This window comes from Maribacter antarcticus DSM 21422 (assembly GCF_000621125.1).
GTDB lineage: Bacteria > Bacteroidota > Bacteroidia > Flavobacteriales > Flavobacteriaceae > Maribacter > Maribacter antarcticus.
Genome location: NZ_KK211214.1, coordinates 113,023 through 130,161, shown reverse-complemented (window position 1 = coordinate 130,161; position 17,139 = coordinate 113,023). Strand labels below are relative to the sequence as shown.

13 protein-coding genes are annotated in these 17,139 nt (G+C 38.7%); 5 read left to right on the top strand and 8 right to left on the bottom strand.

The genetic code is table 11. The features are described from left to right. Positions 1 to 29 precede the first annotated feature (29 nt). Positions 30 to 4,406, bottom strand: a complete 4,377-nt coding sequence (locus Q360_RS0117085; RefSeq protein ID WP_027078158.1) for a response regulator — start codon at positions 4,404 to 4,406, stop codon at positions 30 to 32. Positions 4,407 to 4,598: 192 nt separating this feature from the next. Between Q360_RS0117085 and Q360_RS0117080 the strand changes: the two genes are divergently transcribed. Then, positions 4,599 to 5,996: a dipeptidase gene (locus Q360_RS0117080; RefSeq protein ID WP_027078157.1), complete on the top strand. Its 1,398-nt coding sequence runs from the start codon at positions 4,599 to 4,601 to the stop codon at positions 5,994 to 5,996. Between the two features lie 368 nt (positions 5,997 to 6,364). Here the strand turns inward: Q360_RS0117080 and Q360_RS0117075 are convergent, their stop codons facing one another. Further along, positions 6,365 to 6,739 (bottom strand): response regulator, encoded by a 375-nt coding sequence (locus Q360_RS0117075; protein ID WP_027078156.1) that lies wholly within the window; start codon positions 6,737 to 6,739, stop codon positions 6,365 to 6,367. Positions 6,740 to 6,964: 225 nt separating this feature from the next. Then, positions 6,965 to 7,546, bottom strand: a complete 582-nt coding sequence (locus tag Q360_RS0117070; protein ID WP_027078155.1) for a PhnA domain-containing protein — start codon at positions 7,544 to 7,546, stop codon at positions 6,965 to 6,967. A 259-nt stretch (positions 7,547 to 7,805) separates the two neighbouring features. Here Q360_RS0117070 and Q360_RS0117065 point away from each other — a divergent pair, with 259 nt between their 5' ends. The 4 genes from Q360_RS0117065 (at position 7,806) to Q360_RS0117050 (ending at position 12,016) form a co-directional block, all read left to right on the top strand. Next, positions 7,806 to 8,027 carry a hypothetical protein gene (locus Q360_RS0117065; protein WP_027078154.1) on the top strand — a complete coding sequence of 74 codons (222 nt, stop codon included), beginning with the start codon at positions 7,806 to 7,808 and terminating at the stop codon, positions 8,025 to 8,027. A gap of 164 nt (positions 8,028 to 8,191) precedes the next feature. After that, positions 8,192 to 8,557 (top strand): BlaI/MecI/CopY family transcriptional regulator, encoded by a 366-nt coding sequence (locus tag Q360_RS0117060; protein WP_027078153.1) that lies wholly within the window; start codon positions 8,192 to 8,194, stop codon positions 8,555 to 8,557. A gap of 83 nt (positions 8,558 to 8,640) precedes the next feature. Beyond that, positions 8,641 to 10,794, top strand: a complete 2,154-nt coding sequence (locus Q360_RS0117055) for a M56 family metallopeptidase (protein ID WP_027078152.1) — start codon at positions 8,641 to 8,643, stop codon at positions 10,792 to 10,794. Between the two features lie 118 nt (positions 10,795 to 10,912). Further along, positions 10,913 to 12,016, top strand: a complete 1,104-nt coding sequence (locus Q360_RS0117050) for a DUF4407 domain-containing protein (protein ID WP_027078151.1) — start codon at positions 10,913 to 10,915, stop codon at positions 12,014 to 12,016. A 368-nt stretch (positions 12,017 to 12,384) separates the two neighbouring features. On the opposite strand, the gene Q360_RS0117045 is transcribed toward Q360_RS0117050, so the two are convergent. The 5 genes from Q360_RS0117045 to Q360_RS0117020 all read right to left on the bottom strand — a co-directional run bounded on the left by Q360_RS0117045 (position 12,385) and on the right by Q360_RS0117020 (position 17,129). Continuing rightward, positions 12,385 to 13,386, bottom strand: a complete 1,002-nt coding sequence (locus Q360_RS0117045; RefSeq protein WP_027078150.1) for a metal-dependent hydrolase — start codon at positions 13,384 to 13,386, stop codon at positions 12,385 to 12,387. A gap of 50 nt (positions 13,387 to 13,436) precedes the next feature. Then, the gene (locus Q360_RS0117040) at positions 13,437 to 15,209 is read right to left on the bottom strand and encodes a MutS-related protein (RefSeq protein ID WP_027078149.1); all 1,773 of its coding nucleotides are present in this window, start codon (positions 15,207 to 15,209) and stop codon (positions 13,437 to 13,439) included. 49 nt (positions 15,210 to 15,258) lie between these two features. Continuing rightward, positions 15,259 to 15,615, bottom strand: a complete 357-nt coding sequence (locus tag Q360_RS0117035) for an MmcQ/YjbR family DNA-binding protein (RefSeq protein ID WP_027078148.1) — start codon at positions 15,613 to 15,615, stop codon at positions 15,259 to 15,261. A gap of 453 nt (positions 15,616 to 16,068) precedes the next feature. Then, a complete protein-coding gene (locus Q360_RS0117025) occupies positions 16,069 to 16,461 on the bottom strand; it encodes a Dabb family protein (RefSeq protein ID WP_027078147.1) in 393 nt (130 codons plus the stop codon). A 44-nt stretch (positions 16,462 to 16,505) separates the two neighbouring features. Further along, positions 16,506 to 17,129 carry a DUF4230 domain-containing protein gene (locus Q360_RS0117020; RefSeq protein WP_027078146.1) on the bottom strand — a complete coding sequence of 208 codons (624 nt, stop codon included), beginning with the start codon at positions 17,127 to 17,129 and terminating at the stop codon, positions 16,506 to 16,508. Positions 17,130 to 17,139 lie beyond the last annotated feature (10 nt).

Here is a 17,139-nt window from a genome sequence, read left to right as displayed (position 1 = left end):
TGTTTTTTTAGCCGTTGTGGTTTGGTCCTTTATTCATAAACAAAGAACATCACATTCTCCATCCCTTTTTGAATCTTTAGATCCTTTATAAAGTTTTTATCGCCATTGTAAACGGAATTCAACATAATAATATCTGGTCTAGATTCACTGGCGGTCTCCAACAAGTTTTTCGAACTCGCCTCCATTACTTTGTAGCCCCTTGCGCTAAGCACATCTGTCAATGACTTTACGGCAGAGGCATCCTCATCAACCACAAGCACTTTCTTTTTAGACACCCCTTGCTCCAATAATTCATCTACTTCGCGAAACAGTTTTTCGGTATCTATAGGCTTGGTTAAATAGCGGTCTACCCCAATTCTAAAACCACGTTCCTTGTCTTGAACAATAGATAGAATAATAATAGGAATATCCATGGTAGCTGGATCGTTCTTTAATACAGCCGCTACATCAAAACCATTGATTTCCGGCATCATAACATCTAGAATTATCAGATCGGGCTTCTCTAATCGTACCATATCCAAAGCCGCTTTGCCATTTGCAGCCTCACGAACTCTGTAGCCAGTATCCGTCAGTTCTTGGCGCAATAGGGATCGTATGGGCGTATCGTCGTCCACAACCAAAATAGTGGCCTTGCCATCTGCCTTTTTCTTTGATGTATGGCTGATCTGTTTCTTAAGACTTCTAAGAATTCGATCTAATTGTATGGGTTCTTGCGCGGCCGCTTCTCCCAACATAGGTATGGAAAAGAAAAAGGTACTGCCTACGTTAAACTCACTCTTCATCCAGATGATACCACCATGGTGCTCAATAATTTCTCTACAAATAGGAAGCCCTAGCCCGGTTCCCTGTGGCTTATCTGTTAAGGTATCGCCAGCCTGCCTAAAACGTTCAAATATCTTGTGTCTGTCTTCTTCAGCAACCCCAATACCGGTATCCTGAACCTCAAAAATAAGTTGTCCTTTCTCTTGATAGGCTTCAAGCATCACGGTTCCTTTCTCCGTAAACTTTACGGCATTGGATAAAAGGTTGATGATTACTTGAATTAATTTATCTTCATCCGCTTTTATAATAGGTAAATCTTCGGGAATATTCTTCTTTAGCTTCAGCCCTTTTTGCTCGAACAATGCTGACGTAGCCGCTATGCCACGGTGTATAACATCTTGCAGAAATACGGGCCGCATATTCCACTCCATCTTGCCAGATTCTATTTTTGCGAGATCTAGCACATCATTGATAAGATTGGTAAGGCGTTCCCCTTCAGATACCACCACATTTAGGTTTTCGCTAACCTGTTTCATGGTTCGTTTGATTTTTTGATTTTGAACGGTAACCGCGGGAAATATCTTATCATCCAAACGTTTACGTATAATTTTAGCAAAACCGAGAACGGATGTCAGGGGCGTTCTAAGCTCGTGACTTACGGTAGATAGGAAGGCACTTTTTGCCTCGTTGGCATCCTCTGCCTTCGCCTTTGCTTCTTTAGCCTCTTCGTATAATTCCGCATTATGCAGTGCAATACCTACATTTATGGCTATGGTTTTTAGGAGGTTTTTATCTTGCTCGTTAAACCTACTTTCTTGTTGAATACTCTGTACGCTTAAGACCCCAATGACCGAATCTTCTACAGGAATGGGAACACCCAAATAGGAAACTGCCTGCTTTCCGGTGTTCTTCACCCCTATTTTATCAAACTCCGCATTAATATCCGCATCCTTGTTATGCAATAAAGGCTGCCTTGTTTTAATAATTTGGGAAGTCAGACCCTGCCCGTAGGTCATGGGTTCCATTACATCACCATCTTGGTACGGGAAGTTAATAATGTTTGTATCAGGGTCTAAAATGGCCAAATAGGTAATGTCCGATTTAAAGAGCTTTTTCATTTCATCGCCTACCAGTTGAATTAAATCGTTCAGCTGTAATTTTTCGGTAAGAGCTTGACTTACCTGATTTACAGTTGCTAATTCTTTCAAACGTTGATTCGCTTCTTTGGTGCGCTCTTTCACCGTATCTTCCAATACCTTTTGTTGGTTTAGAAGTATACTAGTGCGGGCCTTTACAATTAGGTATATTGTTCCCAAAAACGCTAATCCGTATAAGAGCAAGGCCCACCAAGTTGCGTACCAAGGAGCCTTTATGGAAAAAGAAACCGATGCTTCATCGGTAATATCCCCATAAGTATTTTGGGCCTTTGTTTTAAACGTATAGTACCCAGCAGGTAGGTTTATGTATTCCCGTGTGGTTTGCGCAGTCCACTCAGACCATTTGTCGTCCAAACCGCTTAATTGTGTGCTGTATTTTATATCCTTTTGACCGATAAATAAGGGTGCCGCATAGTTTAGGGTTACTGAATTCTTATCAAAGGGAATATTAAGATTTTCAGGAAGATCAATATTACCGCCATAAACCAAGGAGTCCCCGGCAATAGTTATTTTTCTAATGGCCACTTGAAACTTTGGAAAACTAGGCTTTTCCAACTTGCCTTCATATCTAAAGACACCATCTGGGCCAGGTAACCAGACAACCCTTGACCCGTCGGGCTTAGGGTCTTCTGGGTTAATAGCAACTATAACCGTATTCTTTAGTTCCCTAAACGTATCTGTATTAAATGCATACTCCCCGTTTTTATTTTTTTCGGCAATCATTATCCCGGATCCCGCATTAAACCAAATTTTACCATCTTTTGTTTTGTCTCCACGGGTATCTTGTTTATCCCAATCTAAAAATTCATCAAAAAAGAACTTCTTTTTCTCAAAGCGCTGGTTTTCTTCATTAAATGCATAAGTCTCCTTTTCAGTCCAGGCAAAAACCCATACTTCATCTTCCTCTTCGTCGCCTCTTATACTTACACCAGATGTTGGGAGCCCGGCGTTTTCACCAAAGGGTATATATTCTGATTCGTCTAAATCAAGCCGACCATCTATATACTTGGGTAAAATTTTAAAAACTTCGCCAGCTACGGAATTACTAATCCATAGCGTACCATCTTTTTTCTCAAAATAACCATTCAAATTATTCAGCTTGCCCGTATTTGATTCTTCCTCAAACTGCCGGGTATTTTCATTAAAATATAAACTCATCAATCCTTGCTGGTGCCATATAAACACCCTGCTACTGTCAATTTTTGATTGGGCCATCCATCCTGCCCTAAAATCATAATTGATACTTTCCCTTACATACTCCCAAGCTTTGTCCTTTATTTCTACTAACCCCATGCCGTTGCTAACAGCGTACAACCGGTTTCGGAATTTTAGAAATTTAGTGAATTGGCCAAAAGTCCCTGCAATCTCTTTTATCTTATTTTCAGTTTCATCCAAATACGCAACACCGTTGTTAGTAGCAAAATAAAGTACCCCATCATTTCTTTTTACTTCACGAACAAAAGTAGAAATGCCAACCGTATCATCTAACAAGGTTAGCTTAGAATTTAAGTTGGTGCTCGATATCCCATTAAAGTGCATCATCCATAATACTCCCCTAGAATCCACATAGGCATAATTAACGCTATTGTCAGGTAGGCCATTTGCCTTTGTATATTTCTGTAACAGCTTACCGTCATGACCCATAAGATAGGCCCCGTTTCCAAAGGTGTTAAAAACGTAACGCCCGTCATCCAAAGCAAATCCAGGTAGATATAGTTGTCCTCTTACATATTCATCTATCTCTGTTTTGAAGGGGATAAAATCAACGCCATCATACAGAAAAAAACCTTGGGTCCTAGTTCCTACGAGCACCTTGTCATCATAAGGTAGCACCGTATAGATTCGTTCACTTGTAAATTTATCCCCATTGGGCACCAGCTCAAACGTATCATCGTCCGTAAGTCTTGTGAGGCCCACATCCCAAATTCTCAAATAATAAACACCATTAACAACGTCACCAACATGCAGCCCATTCTCCGAGGTTATTACTTTCATAACTTCCCCGTCCCATGCATAAAGCTTGAATTCGGTTCTAAAAATTACCCTTCCCTTATAATAATTAACTTCCCATACCTCGGTAATATTTCTATGCTCTTCTGGAATTTTATCAAGTAGTGATACAAATTTTAGGATGCCTGTATCGGAAGGTTCCAAATAACCGAGCTCACTTGAACCCCCAACATGGATTACCCCGTTATCATCCTTCACCAAACATCTTACCGAACTACCGGGAATTTCAACGGACTCCCAGTTGACGCCATCAAATTGTAATACTTTGTCTTGATTGGCAAAGTACATAAACCCGTTTTCCCCTTCGATTGCCCACCAATTTATAGGTGCGCCATCATACTCTTGGTACGTATAATGGTTTATCAATGGCCTGCCCACCTGTTCTTGGGCTAGTGCAGAAGTAAAAAATGAAAAAATGAAGATAAAAGCTAGACAAGGAAAATTGCCCATAGCAATACTGTAACAGTTCTTTTGCATGTTGGTCGGTATTATTAAAAATAATGGAGGGGAATGAAGTACTTAAATATACAAAATAAAGAATAACCGACTTTATTTGTTTAATAAAAAAAGAATGCAACTACAGTATTCGATACCATTTACAATTACTATTTAAACAGAATTAGTTAAAAAGCTTCTTTTTCGTACTTTTAAAACTTTCTAAAATATTCTATGAAGCAAATTACAGATTACATTACAAATCATAAACAACGTTTTTTAAACGAACTCATATCCCTTCTTAAAATCCCGTCCATAAGTGCAGACCCTGCCTACTCGAAAAATGTATTAGATGCAGCCAACTTTGTGAAATTATCCTTAGAAAAAGCAGGATGCGACACTGTAGAGGTTCACGAAACAAAAGGATACCCCATTGTCTACGGAGAAAAATTTATCGATAAAGACCTTCCTACCATTTTGGTCTACGGGCACTATGATGTGCAACCACCAGACCCCATAGATCTTTGGAACTCACCACCATTTGAACCGGTTATTCAAAAAACAGAATTACATCCAGAAGGCGCGATATTTGCAAGAGGTGCTTGTGATGACAAGGGGCAGATGTACATGCACGTAAAAGCCATGGAGCTTATGGTCAACACAAATCAGCTTCCGTGTAACGTAAAATTCATGATTGAGGGTGAGGAGGAAGTTGGGAGCAATAACTTAGCAGTTTATGTTGCCGAAAACAAGGAAAAACTAGCCAACGATATCATCCTTATTTCTGACACCGGAATGATTGCTAATGAAGTGCCCAGTATAACCACTGGCCTAAGAGGATTGAGCTATGTAGAAGTAGAAGTTACAGGTCCGAATAGGGACTTGCATTCTGGACTCTATGGCGGGGCGGTGGCCAATCCCATTAATATCCTCACCAAAATGATTACGTCATTGCAAGATGAGGACAATCATATTACTATTCCCGGTTTTTACGATAAAGTAGAAGAACTATCCAAGGAAGAACGTGCGGAAATGGCCAAAGCACCTTTCTCCTTAGGTGCCTATCAAAAAGCCTTGGATATTGAGTCGGTTTATGGGGAAAAAGGATATACTACGAATGAACGGAATTCCATAAGGCCTACACTAGATGTAAACGGTATATGGGGCGGCTACACAGGCGAAGGTGCAAAAACTGTTATTGCCAGTAAAGCCTATGCAAAAATTTCCATGCGATTGGTACCACATCAAGATTGGAGAGAAATTACGGAACTGTTTAAAACACATTTCGAAAGTATCGCGCCAGTAGGGGTAACCGTAAAAGTAACACCGCATCATGGCGGCCAGGGGTATGTAACGCCAATAGATACCATTGGCTACAAAGCAGCCTCAAAAGCGTACCAAACTACCTTTGGCAAAAAACCTATTCCCCAGCGCAGCGGCGGTAGTATTCCCATTGTTGCTCTTTTCGAGCAAGAATTGGGCAGTAAAACTATTCTAATGGGCTTTGGTTTGGATAGCGATGCGATACACTCTCCCAACGAACATTTTGGGGTGTGGAACTACTTAAAAGGTATTGAGACCATACCTTATTTCTATACCTATTTTACGGAATTGATGAAAGATGAAAATTAAGCTGGCTAAGCGCTATTATAGCGATTGTCTTTGCGAGAAGGTAATCTATCGTTTAAGTTACCTAAAAGAATAAAGCCAACGAAGTACTCTTTTGACTAGGTCTTCCTAGGCAACAGATTGATTCCACTCAAAAAGGGGGATTGCAAGGATGTATTCCAGATTTGGAAGGGAATAAAAGGGACTGGAGACCACACCTTACTTAAATGATAATTTCATCAGGCCAATAAAAAATATTGGCTAAACGTAATCGAAGCGGATTGGCTAACGTGGGAAATCGCCATTAAGTATGGCATTTTAAGTTGTTTTAGTTTAAAACCTGGTAGTTTTTAGCAAATCAACAAAACACATTTGAACGAATAACAATACAACTAAATAGCAATACTAGCGCGTTCAAAAAGACTAGAAACGACTCTCACCAGTTTGTCTAGATCTACTGGTTTCTCCAAATAATCAGCAATACCTAATTCAAATCCCTTTTCTTTTATGTTTATATCCGTACTACCGGACATGATAAGAATTGGAATATTAGAGTTTTTCTTAGTTCTAATGTACTCTATAACCTCAACCCCATTCATTATAGGCATATGATAATCCACGATTACAAGATCTGGCTTAAATTGCTCAAACATTTTAACACCTTCCAAACCGTCAGATGCGGTTTTAACCGTATACCCTCTATTACTTAGTATACGCTGTACAAAATAGGTTGCTAAAAACTGATCGTCTATGGTCAATATTTTCATATATGTCGCTAATTGGGGGGTTCAACATAACTTAATTGCATTTTTTACCTAACCTCGGTTTCCTAAAAGGTATTTGATAATAAAAATGTAGGTTAATTCTTACTTATAACTAAAAAAAAGACACCTTTATTGTATCCGTTCATCGAATAGAACAAAAAGATAACCGAAGTACATAAACCTAGGGAATACAGCCCATTAAAAAAATAACCTTGAATTAAATAGCGACTAGGAAGTCTTCTTTACATATTTCGTAATAATCACCGTGAGTGTGGGCCCTACTTTACCCTCAATATATTCCGCGTTCTCTCTATCGACAGAAATTCTGCGTACCGCTGTACCTTGCTTGGCAATTTGACTCGACCCTTTTATTTTGAGGTCTTTTATAAGTACCACATTATCCCCATTTTGTAAGATAACACCGTTAACATCTCTATGAATTATTCTTTCAGACTCATCCTCACCCTCTCCTGTGGCTTTTGCCCATTCTAAGGTTGCATCATCTAAATACATCATCTCTAACAAATCTTTGGGCCAGCCCTCGCCCTTTAGGCGAGATAGCATTCTCCAAACCACAGCTTTTACCGCGTCATGTTCGCTCCACATACTATCGTTTAAACACCTCCAATGGTTAGCATCCATGGTTTCTGCATCGGCTACTTGGCCGCTACATGTTTCACAGATTAGCATACTACCATCTACACCTCCGGTAGATTTTGGTGGCACTTCGTATACCTTCAAATCTGTACTTGCCGTACATAATTCACATATCCCGCCACTTCTATCTTTCAACTGTTCCGCTACATCCATGTTTCTCTCTTTTACACTTGCAAACTTAGCCTTTTAAAAAGAATTGAAACAGCAGGACGTTACCCCTAAAAAAGGGGTCGGGCTATACATTACAAGTACGCTTTGCCTAAAAAAGCAAATGCGGGCTTTTCATTCCTATCCCTAAGGTGTTAAAAGACAGTAGAAAAATTAAAATTTACACGCTATAACATACCGCTACAAAGCACAAAAATAATTCAACCTAGTTTTATAAACAGATAAACATTATCTCAAGCTAGTAATGAGCGGAGGAGGACACATATTCGATATGATAAATCGCCTAAAGCAGAACAAGCTTTCGAAAAGAAAGAAGTTCCAAGGCGCCAATAGAAAAATACTCCTATCGGTAGGTACTCATGAAACTACGCCCTACAATTTACCCACCTTTTCCGAAGAACAAATGGAAGTTTTTAAAAAGCAGCTACTCGAACGGAACAAAAAGACCGCACAACCACCATTATAGCCTCTCCGATACGGCTAACCTTAGCGGTACTGCTCTTCCTTTTCCTTTACAAATAGCTGTTTTAAGTAGTCATCCCTTTGTCAACACGCTACTTTTTATACTCTACATTTGTAGAATTAAAATATTTACTCTATGTTTGTAGAGTAATATATAAACATATCCAAATGCAGCTATCAAAATCTGAAGAAGAACTCATGAACATCATCTGGAAGTTAAAAAAGGCTTTCATGAAAGACCTTCTAGACGCGCATCCACAACCAAAACCCGCCACCACTACAGTAGCCACCCTATTAAAAAGAATGACAGACAAGGGTTTTGTAGGTTATGAAAGCTTAGGTAGAAGTAGGGAATACTTTCCACTAGTAAAAAAAAAAGACTACTTCGCTAAACATGTAAACGGACTCATAAAAAATTTCTTTAACGACAGTCCAGGACAATTTGCATCTTTCTTTACCCAAGAAACCAATTTGAGTAAAACGGAATTAGAGGAATTAAAAAACCTAATTGATAGCGAAATTCAAAAGAAATAATCATGGTCATCTACCTTTTAAAATTTACGGCCTGCCTAGCACTATTCTACTTTTTCTACAAAATATGTTTAGAAAATGAGAATATGCACACCTTCAAACGCATTTATCTTTTGGCATCCTTGGTAGGAGCATTGATTATCCCTGCACTCGTATTTACAGAATATGTTGAGGCACCTCTTATCAACTACACATCAAACCAAGAATACACAATACCACAAGCAAGCTTGCATGAACTAATTAGCATACCTATGGCCTTAAAGAAAGAGGTGTTGGACATAGCACCTCTCTTATGGGCCATTTACTTTATTGGATTGGCATTCTTCGGAGTTAAGTTCCTTACAAATCTAGTTCAAATCCTTAGGAGAATATACGGCAATCCAAAACAGCGGTGGCAACAATTTTTCTATGTATTATTAAAAGAACCATTACCACCCCATACGTTTCTAAGCTATATTTTTCTGAATAAATCAAAATTTGAAACGAACGAAATCCCAAAAGAAGTACTACTGCACGAACAAACACACGCAAGTCAAAAACATAGCTATGATATCATTTTTGTAGAGTTGCTACAAGTCATTTTTTGGGTAAACCCTTTCATTTACTTCCTAAAAAAATCTATAAAACTCAATCATGAGTTCTTGGCAGACCAAGCGGTTATTAAAAAAGGCATATCGCAGACCAACTACAAAAACACCTTACTGTCTTACTTATCACATGACAGCTTTGAAAAACAGGAATCCACCAGTATTGCAAACGCCATCAATTATTCATCAATCAAAAAACGATTTAACATCATGAAAACAAAAACCTCTAAAAAAGCAATCCTACTCCGCAGTCTTCTGGTGCTGCCGCTATTCAGTTTACTCCTCCTTGGATTTAGTGAAACCAAGGTGGTTCAAAAGCAACTCAAATCTAGCACCCATATTAACGAACAAATAAACGAAGTACTACCTCCTATAAAAATCTATATCACCGAAAAACAAGAAATAACTATCGCCGAAGAAATTATAGCGGTCGAGGATATCTCGAAAAAATTATCTCAAATTATCAAATCAGTTAGCACCAAACCAAATTCCGTGCGGGAAGTTCATATTGAGGCCAAAGGAAATCTTACTATACAGCTGCTGAAATTGATTAAAGAACAAGTAACAACGGAAGGTAGTAGCTTAACAAAGGTTACTGCAGATGTAATAAAAGGAACGAATAAAACCTTGGAGAACTATAGTGGAATAGCGTTTATTGCTAGGGACATCCTTCAAATAAAACAAGCTGATGGCACATCTGTATTAGGGTTTACAACCAAAGAAAATCCTGTTAACTCTAAAACGCAAAACGCTGCTAATACCAAACAAGATAGTGCTACTACAAAAGAACTAGCCGAATATAACAAACTGGCCAAGCACTACAATAGTATGTCTAGCAGCAAGATGAAGATTTATAAAAAAGACGTGAAGCGACTGGAGTATCTTTTCTCTAAAATGTCTGACAACCAAAAGACCACTTCAGCACCTTTTCCAGATTTTCCTGAACCCCCTCCGCCACCTAGAGCGCCTGATGCTCCAAATGAAAGAGAAGAAGCTACAAACACCATTCAAAAAGTAATTAAGGAGCGGGACCCTTATGATGTTGTGAATTCCGTTATTAGGATAAGCCCTAAGGGTAAAAAAATAGTTTTCCCTAAAAACACGAAGGTATATCAATATAATAAAGGAACGAGTCCGAACAACTCACCAGGACTTACGACGTATTTAAACGGCCCAGAGCTAAAAAACGCTCAATACTATTTTGAAGGAAAGAAAGTTTCGTCCAAACAAGGCTTAGAAATAATTAAAAATAAAAAAGACATAAAAGTTGAAACTATACCGCATACAACTAAGCAACCCGAAGTGCGTATTTATAAATCAGAAAGCAGAGGGTCTATTCCGCCGCCGCCGCACCCACCGCACAGGCCAAACGTCCTCAAAGGAAAGGTCAGCGCTATTCCACCGCCACCTAGTCCAGTAGTGCTAAAAGGAACAGTCAGTGCTATACCTGCTCCACCAAAAACCATAATACCTTTAGACCATGTAATAGCCATGGCGAAAAAAGACGCGCAGTTCCTTTACGAGGGTGAAGAGATTAGTTCGGATAAGGCCATTGACCTTATAAAAACGAATAAGGACTTACATATAGATAGTAGAACGTCCAAAGGAAAGCAACCTGTAGTGAACATATCCGCCACAGCTATGCCCCATTAAGCAACACTAGGTATAACATTAAGAATCCGAGCCCCAATTTTCAGGGCTTTCGTGTAACAATTCCGTAGAAACAACGTTCTAACAGGTAAGTCAATCATCAATCAAAAAACGATTCATCATGTTACAACGCTTTTTCATCCTTTGCTCGGGAGCAGATTCCGAGCTATTAAAAACCTGTTCCAAAGGGGAACAGAACAAATATGCCGGTATTGGCGCTACCGTTTTCTTTACCGCTATCATGGCCCTTATTGCCAGCAGTTATGCCTTATTTACAGTTTTTGATAATGTATATGCAGCGGTGTTTTTTGGTGCGATTTGGGGCCTACTTATCTTTAATCTAGACCGGTTTATAGTATCTACCATTAAAAAAAGGGATCGTTTAAAAAGCGAACTACTACAAGCTACGCCACGTATTATTTTGGCCATCATTATTGCTGTCGTCATTTCCAAACCCCTAGAAATGAAAATATTCGAAAAAGAAATTACTCAGGTATTGCTAGTACAAAAGAACGCGCTAACCTTAGCAAACAAAGACCAGTTGGCCTTGCAATACAGCCCTAAAATAGACGAACTTAATCAAAACATACGCCTTTTAAAAAACGAGATAGCTACAAAGGAAGCAGAGACAAATGCCCTATATAATACCTACATCTCCGAAGCAGAAGGCACAGCCGGTACAAAATTATTGGGTAAAGGTCCTGTTTATGAAGAAAAACGACAAAAACATGATGCGGCATTGGCCGATCTCCAAAACTTAAAAACGACCAACGCTGAAAAAATCAGTGGATTGGAGATTCAAATCACGAATTTAGACACAGCATATGCAACGGCAGTCCAAAACTCCCAACCCATTATAGATGGTTTCGACGGACTCATGGCACGCATTACAGCACTCAGAGAACTACCTTGGTTTCCTTCTTTCTTTATTTTTTTACTATTTCTTGCCATTGAGACTTCCCCAATAATCGCCAAACTACTGGCACCAAAAGGGGAATACGATATTAAATTGGAAGAAGAAGAAAGTATTTTAGCTTCTTGGGTTGCTCAAAAGATGGCACAACGCGCACTTATCGTGACGACAGACAATGACATCAACCAGAAAATCTACGAAGATTTAAAAGGAGAGGAAGAGTTGTACGGGTATAAAAAGAAAAGAGCCGAGGAGCTACTGCGCCTCCAAGCAGATACTTTTCATGATATTCAGGTTAAAGGATTAAAATAAAAAAAAGGCAGTACGAATACCGCCTTTAAGACAGATACGGGGGAACTATCGTTTAATTCTTATCGTACATTTATGATGCAATAGGCGTCCGTGTACTTCGTGTTATTTCATTTGCGGTTATGCTCACATCACCTATCTGGTATACTTTTTTAGGACCATTATTTTGTACATATCCTAGGTGTTTTTATGTTTAGTAGTACGCTTATTAGTTTTAGTTATACCGCTAAGTTAGCCCCTTAATCAAAGAAGGTTACTAAGGATTCGATGAGTACCGCAATAAGAATAGGTGAATGGCAAAAAAGTATAGCTGAACGAAAAGAATTTATAATCCGTTTATACAACAAGAATAGTTAAGCGCATAACCTTAGCTAATTGCCCCAAATTCTTTCCCAAAGCAGGGGTAGTAATTTTTCTGCATCTCCACGAAATTTTGGTGTTTCCTTAACCATTAACTGACTATTAGTCCCATCCAGCTGATAACTAAAAGCAAACTGTGTTTCCTTAGGGTCTAAACTCATAAGACCGAAGCGTAAATCGTTAAAATGAAGCATATCTTTATTCTCGCTTATGGTATACCATCCTTCACTGATTGCAATAAGGCGTTTTACCTTATCTGCTTCTTTTAAATCACCCAACAACTGGTGGTTCTTCGGGTAGGCCTCAAAATCAATTTCCTGACTATCAAAAAAAGAATAGTTTCCAATCATATAAACATCTTCTGTATCGATATTGGCCGTCCACAAAATGGTATTCAAAGGGCTGGGCCTTATGTCGATATCGGTATACACAATTTTTTGGGCATCTAAACTTGTGGTAAAGGATTGGTAAGCCACTCCTTTCAGTATCAGCGTCAATATCAAGTACGCGCTACTAATCACTAGACCCAGGCAATTGTAAAGCCTACGCTTGGCCGAAGTTCGCTTTTGAAATGCGGCTAAAATCAATAAGAATAGAAAAGGGATCGTATATAAAGGGTCTACTACAAAAATACTTTGAAAGGCCAATCTGGTTGTAAAGGGCCAGAATAGCTGCGTGCCCCACGTCGTAAACGCATCTAGAATAGGATGGGTAAACAGACCCAAAAAGAACAACAATGACCAATCGCGCCATGTAGCTTCTGCTTTGCGATGTAGTTTCCAAACCAAGTAACCGAACAACGGAGCAAACAGTACTGAAAAAAGAATGGAATGACTAAAACCTCGATGCCATTCCGTAGCGGTAACGGTATCTACAAAATAGCGTGCAATGACATCTAAATCTGGAATGGTCCCTGCAATGGCTCCGTACAGCATAGCTTTATTGCCGACCTTCTTTCCTAACACGGCTTCTCCTACCGCCGCTCCTAATACAATTTGAGTTAATGAATCCATTTTTAAAGTTCAATTTTGATGCTCGCTGTACTTCTAATACGCGCTACAAACTAATTTACAATCCCCATCTTCTTTAGTAAAAATGAAGCGTTCATATTCTGACAAATACCCTCTTTAAACGTATAGTCAAAATGCAATTCATCATCTATAATCTCGGCATCAAAATAGTAATTTTTAACCTCTGATAATTCTTTAGCCACCTCACAAAGACTTAGGTCATGCGTTGCAATTATCCCTGTAGCATTAGAGGCCACTAAACGTTCTACAAATTTTCGGGAGCCTTTGGCCTTATCGGTGCTGTTGGTTCCTTTTAGAATTTCGTCCAATACAATAAAATAGTGATCGTGCTGAATTTCGTCTACAATAAACTTTAACCTTTTTAATTCCGAAAAGAAATACGATTCATCATCTGTAAGGGAATCTGTGGTCCGCATACTGGTTATTAATTTAATGGGGGCATAGCAGACCGAAGTTGCACAAACAGGCAGACCCACATTGGCCATAACAATCTGTAAGGAAACCGTGCGTAAAAAAGTGCTTTTCCCCGCCATATTCGCACCAGTAATAATAAAAAATTCCTCGTTTTTAATTTCAAAATCATTCAACACGCTCTTTTGTGGATCTAGAAGCGGATGCCCTGAATTTTCAGCTTTTATGGTCGTACCTTCTGCTACAATCTCCGGAAATGTATAGTTAGGATGGTTAAATACGTAATTTCCAAGACTGTTCTGCGCATCGAAAAAGGCAATCACATCAAACCATGCTGCAACAGATGTGCCGTGGTCGGCAATCCATTTTTCAATCTTAAAACTTGTAGCAAGACCAGTAAGGAACAAACCGTTTCCAAATATTGCGTAGATAATGTTATTATTCTGATCTAAACTGGATAAGAGCTTTGAAAAATCGGCTAGTACCAAGGATGTTTTTCTTCCTTGACTTAATATTTGCTCCTTCTTAGCACTCAAAATTTCCGAAGTGAAGTCCTTTTCCTCTATTAATTTCAATACCTGATTGTATTGCTTAAACGTAGATTGAATTTCACCAGTGGACAGGCCTAAATTCATTATTTTTTTAAAAAACACACCCGAAATAAACACCCCAAAAAACACCCAATATATTAAAATAGATTCCCAAATTATATCCAAAAAATATAAGACTAACACGACCACGGAAAACCCTGAAAAAATCCAAGGCAAAAACCGCATCAACTTAGGCACAAAGGGCGTATACGTTTTCAACCAAGAAACAATAGTTTGCGTACTCGTTTCTGTTTTTGCTAAGGCAGCAGTGGCTGAAAAATTTTGTCTCCATTCAGCATATTTGGCCAATTCCGAAATACTTTCCTGCTTTTGGGCTATGCCATCTATACTGTTCTCCGTAAGTGCAGCTGCCAATGTATCGCTGCCCTGTGGTAATGCCGTTCTATTTATGTATTGATAAAAGGAGCCTATACCGAACAGGTCTATATCCTGACTATAAAAATGCATAGGATCTTTGTACGCTTCGCCATCTGGTAAGTTGTGAAAATTACGTTGTAACACCTGCACCTCTATTTTATTGATACGGATAAGCTCCTTTAGCTTGTCCCGCTTATTTTGCAGATTACTATGTCTGGATACTAAATATAAAAACGAAACTATGGTGACCAAAATAACAGCAGCTACAAATTTGGTGTTGCCATACAGGAAATACACAGCAAGGATAGCAGCCAAAAAAACGCATAATCGCAGCATACTGGAAGCAAATAATTGCTTTTTTAGCTTGGAAAGTTCGGTGGTATATTTATGAATTTCAGATTTATAAAAAGAAGCGACATCTTGCATTATAGCGGTACGGTTTTGCAATTAAAATGCAAAGATATGGATAAGGGACTTAAGGGAGTGCGTCCAATTCCGCCTTCAGTTTTTTTGTAAACTTCGCAACCACTAAATCGTAGGAATGATCAATAAGCGCTTTGGTTAGTTTGGAATCTAACCTCGCTACATGAACCGTGTTCCAATGGACTTTGCTCATGTGCCATCCTTCAATAATTTCCTCATAGTCCTCCCGTAATTGAATAGCCCTTTCTGGATTGCATTTCAGGTTTACCTGAGTGGGTACGCGCACCAAACCACAGAGGGCAAACATTTTTCCCATGACCTTAAAAACTAAAGTAACAGAATCAAACGGAAATTCTTCTGTTATTCCCTTTTTAGAAAGGCAATAGTCCCTAAATTCTTCGATGTTCATACTGTTCTAATTAAGCATTAACACATTCTTCTGGCTGTGCCAAACTATCCCAAACATATCTGATTTTCCAGAACTCGGCATCCCCGATGTCATTTGCTTTAATAGGTTTTTCTCTTCTCCCTTTTTATTTGTCATAAAAATTGATAGCTACATCAGTACTATCCAAAACCCAGAAATACAGTGTATCCAATCCTGACCGAGACCGAATTTCATTGACATAGGCGCAACAGAATCCTAAAAGTATTCCATCTTCTTCCGCAATAAGGATGTATTGATTCACAGACAGATTTAAATACCGTTCCTTCCAAACTATCAGCCCATCTAGATGCACCTCATGGTCAAAAAAATAATCACTAAAGCACCCGCTATAATTTTGTTACCAGTTCGTTGCATGTAAGGCAGTGATGTTGTCGTAATCTTCTTTGCACGCTTACCTAAAAGATATCATTAGAATTAGATACCTGTTGAATCATACACGATTACTTTGGTCCATAATCCGCTGGACTCTTCCACGAACTTTTTGTGCGGGGGTTCAACTTGATAGTTCTTTTGGGCTTCCGCAGATTCAAAAGTTACAATTAGCGAATACGTAAAGGATCCATCAACCACATCCCTACCCGCTCTGGGTGGCTTTCCAATAAATTGTGTTTTGGCATAAGCCGAGTTATCTAAAAAAGTTCGAAGCGATGTCTCAAAAGCTTGCCTATCCGCTGGACTGTCAGGGTTTTTTAACCAAAAATATACGGTATGTGCAAAATTAGAATCAAATTGGTTCATCTTTTTAGTTGTTTGGCCCAAAGCCGTTCCTACCGTTATTAAAAATAGTAAAGTTATAAGGGTTCTCATTCGTTGTTCTTTAACTTGCTTTTTAGTCTACCGAAAATACAACTTTAATATTCTATACGTTTCTTTTGCTCCTCCGTAATTTTTAAGGCTGAATAGTCCAATTCCCAACCAATAGTCTCTACTATTTTTTCGATTAACAGCACCGTATGCAAGGCTTCCTTTCTGGCTGTTTCCATAAGGCCACTTTCTGGAATTTTTTCCAAAATATGTTTTTTAGCCTCTTGGTTAAGTGTTGTAAGGTCGTCTGGGGTAAAGGCATTGAACATCCCGTTTTTAATATCATAGAAATCTAGCTCCGGCTGAATGGATAGTACTTCTGGCTCAGGAAAACTAGTAAGAATAATTTTCTTTTTTCCATCATCAGCATACATGAGTATCTTTTTTAAATCGTATCCAATTTGAGCTTTAGCTTTAATCACGATTAATGCTTTTTTCTTACTACTGACCAAACTTAAAAAACGTTCTCTGGTGTTCTCATATTTATAAATTTCAGCAAAATCACCTTCCACCGATATCAATTTACAAACACTCTTTATTTTCTCCAGCAATACGGTAGATTGATGGGTAGTCAACTCCTTGTTCTTTTTCTTCCTGAAAAAAGCAAATAACCAATACATAAAAATCGCACCTAAGATAAGCCCAAGAAACAATTCGAAAATATTATCCATACCGTGAAGT

Excerpts from the sequence above, each read along its gene's own strand:
- Q360_RS0117070 (WP_027078155.1), bottom strand. The coding sequence starts at position 7,546 with ATGGATGTAGCGGAACAGTTGAAAGATAGAAGTGGCGGGATATGTGAA.
- Q360_RS0117085 (WP_027078158.1), bottom strand. The coding sequence starts at position 4,406 with ATGCAAAAGAACTGTTACAGTATTGCTATGGGCAATTTTCCTTGTCTA.
- Q360_RS0117045 (WP_027078150.1), bottom strand. The coding sequence starts at position 13,386 with ATGGATTCATTAACTCAAATTGTATTAGGAGCGGCGGTAGGAGAAGCC.
- Q360_RS0117060 (WP_027078153.1), top strand. The coding sequence starts at position 8,192 with ATGCAGCTATCAAAATCTGAAGAAGAACTCATGAACATCATCTGGAAG.
- Q360_RS0117080 (WP_027078157.1), top strand. The coding sequence starts at position 4,599 with ATGAAGCAAATTACAGATTACATTACAAATCATAAACAACGTTTTTTA.
- Q360_RS0117040 (WP_027078149.1), bottom strand. The coding sequence starts at position 15,209 with ATGCAAGATGTCGCTTCTTTTTATAAATCTGAAATTCATAAATATACC.
- Q360_RS0117075 (WP_027078156.1), bottom strand. The coding sequence starts at position 6,739 with ATGAAAATATTGACCATAGACGATCAGTTTTTAGCAACCTATTTTGTA.
- Q360_RS0117035 (WP_027078148.1), bottom strand. The coding sequence starts at position 15,615 with ATGAACATCGAAGAATTTAGGGACTATTGCCTTTCTAAAAAGGGAATA.
- Q360_RS0117025 (WP_027078147.1), bottom strand. The coding sequence starts at position 16,461 with ATGAGAACCCTTATAACTTTACTATTTTTAATAACGGTAGGAACGGCT.
- Q360_RS0117050 (WP_027078151.1), top strand. The coding sequence starts at position 10,913 with ATGTTACAACGCTTTTTCATCCTTTGCTCGGGAGCAGATTCCGAGCTA.
- Q360_RS0117055 (WP_027078152.1), top strand. The coding sequence starts at position 8,641 with ATGCACACCTTCAAACGCATTTATCTTTTGGCATCCTTGGTAGGAGCA.
- Q360_RS0117020 (WP_027078146.1), bottom strand. The coding sequence starts at position 17,129 with ATGGATAATATTTTCGAATTGTTTCTTGGGCTTATCTTAGGTGCGATT.
- Q360_RS0117065 (WP_027078154.1), top strand. The coding sequence starts at position 7,806 with ATGAGCGGAGGAGGACACATATTCGATATGATAAATCGCCTAAAGCAG.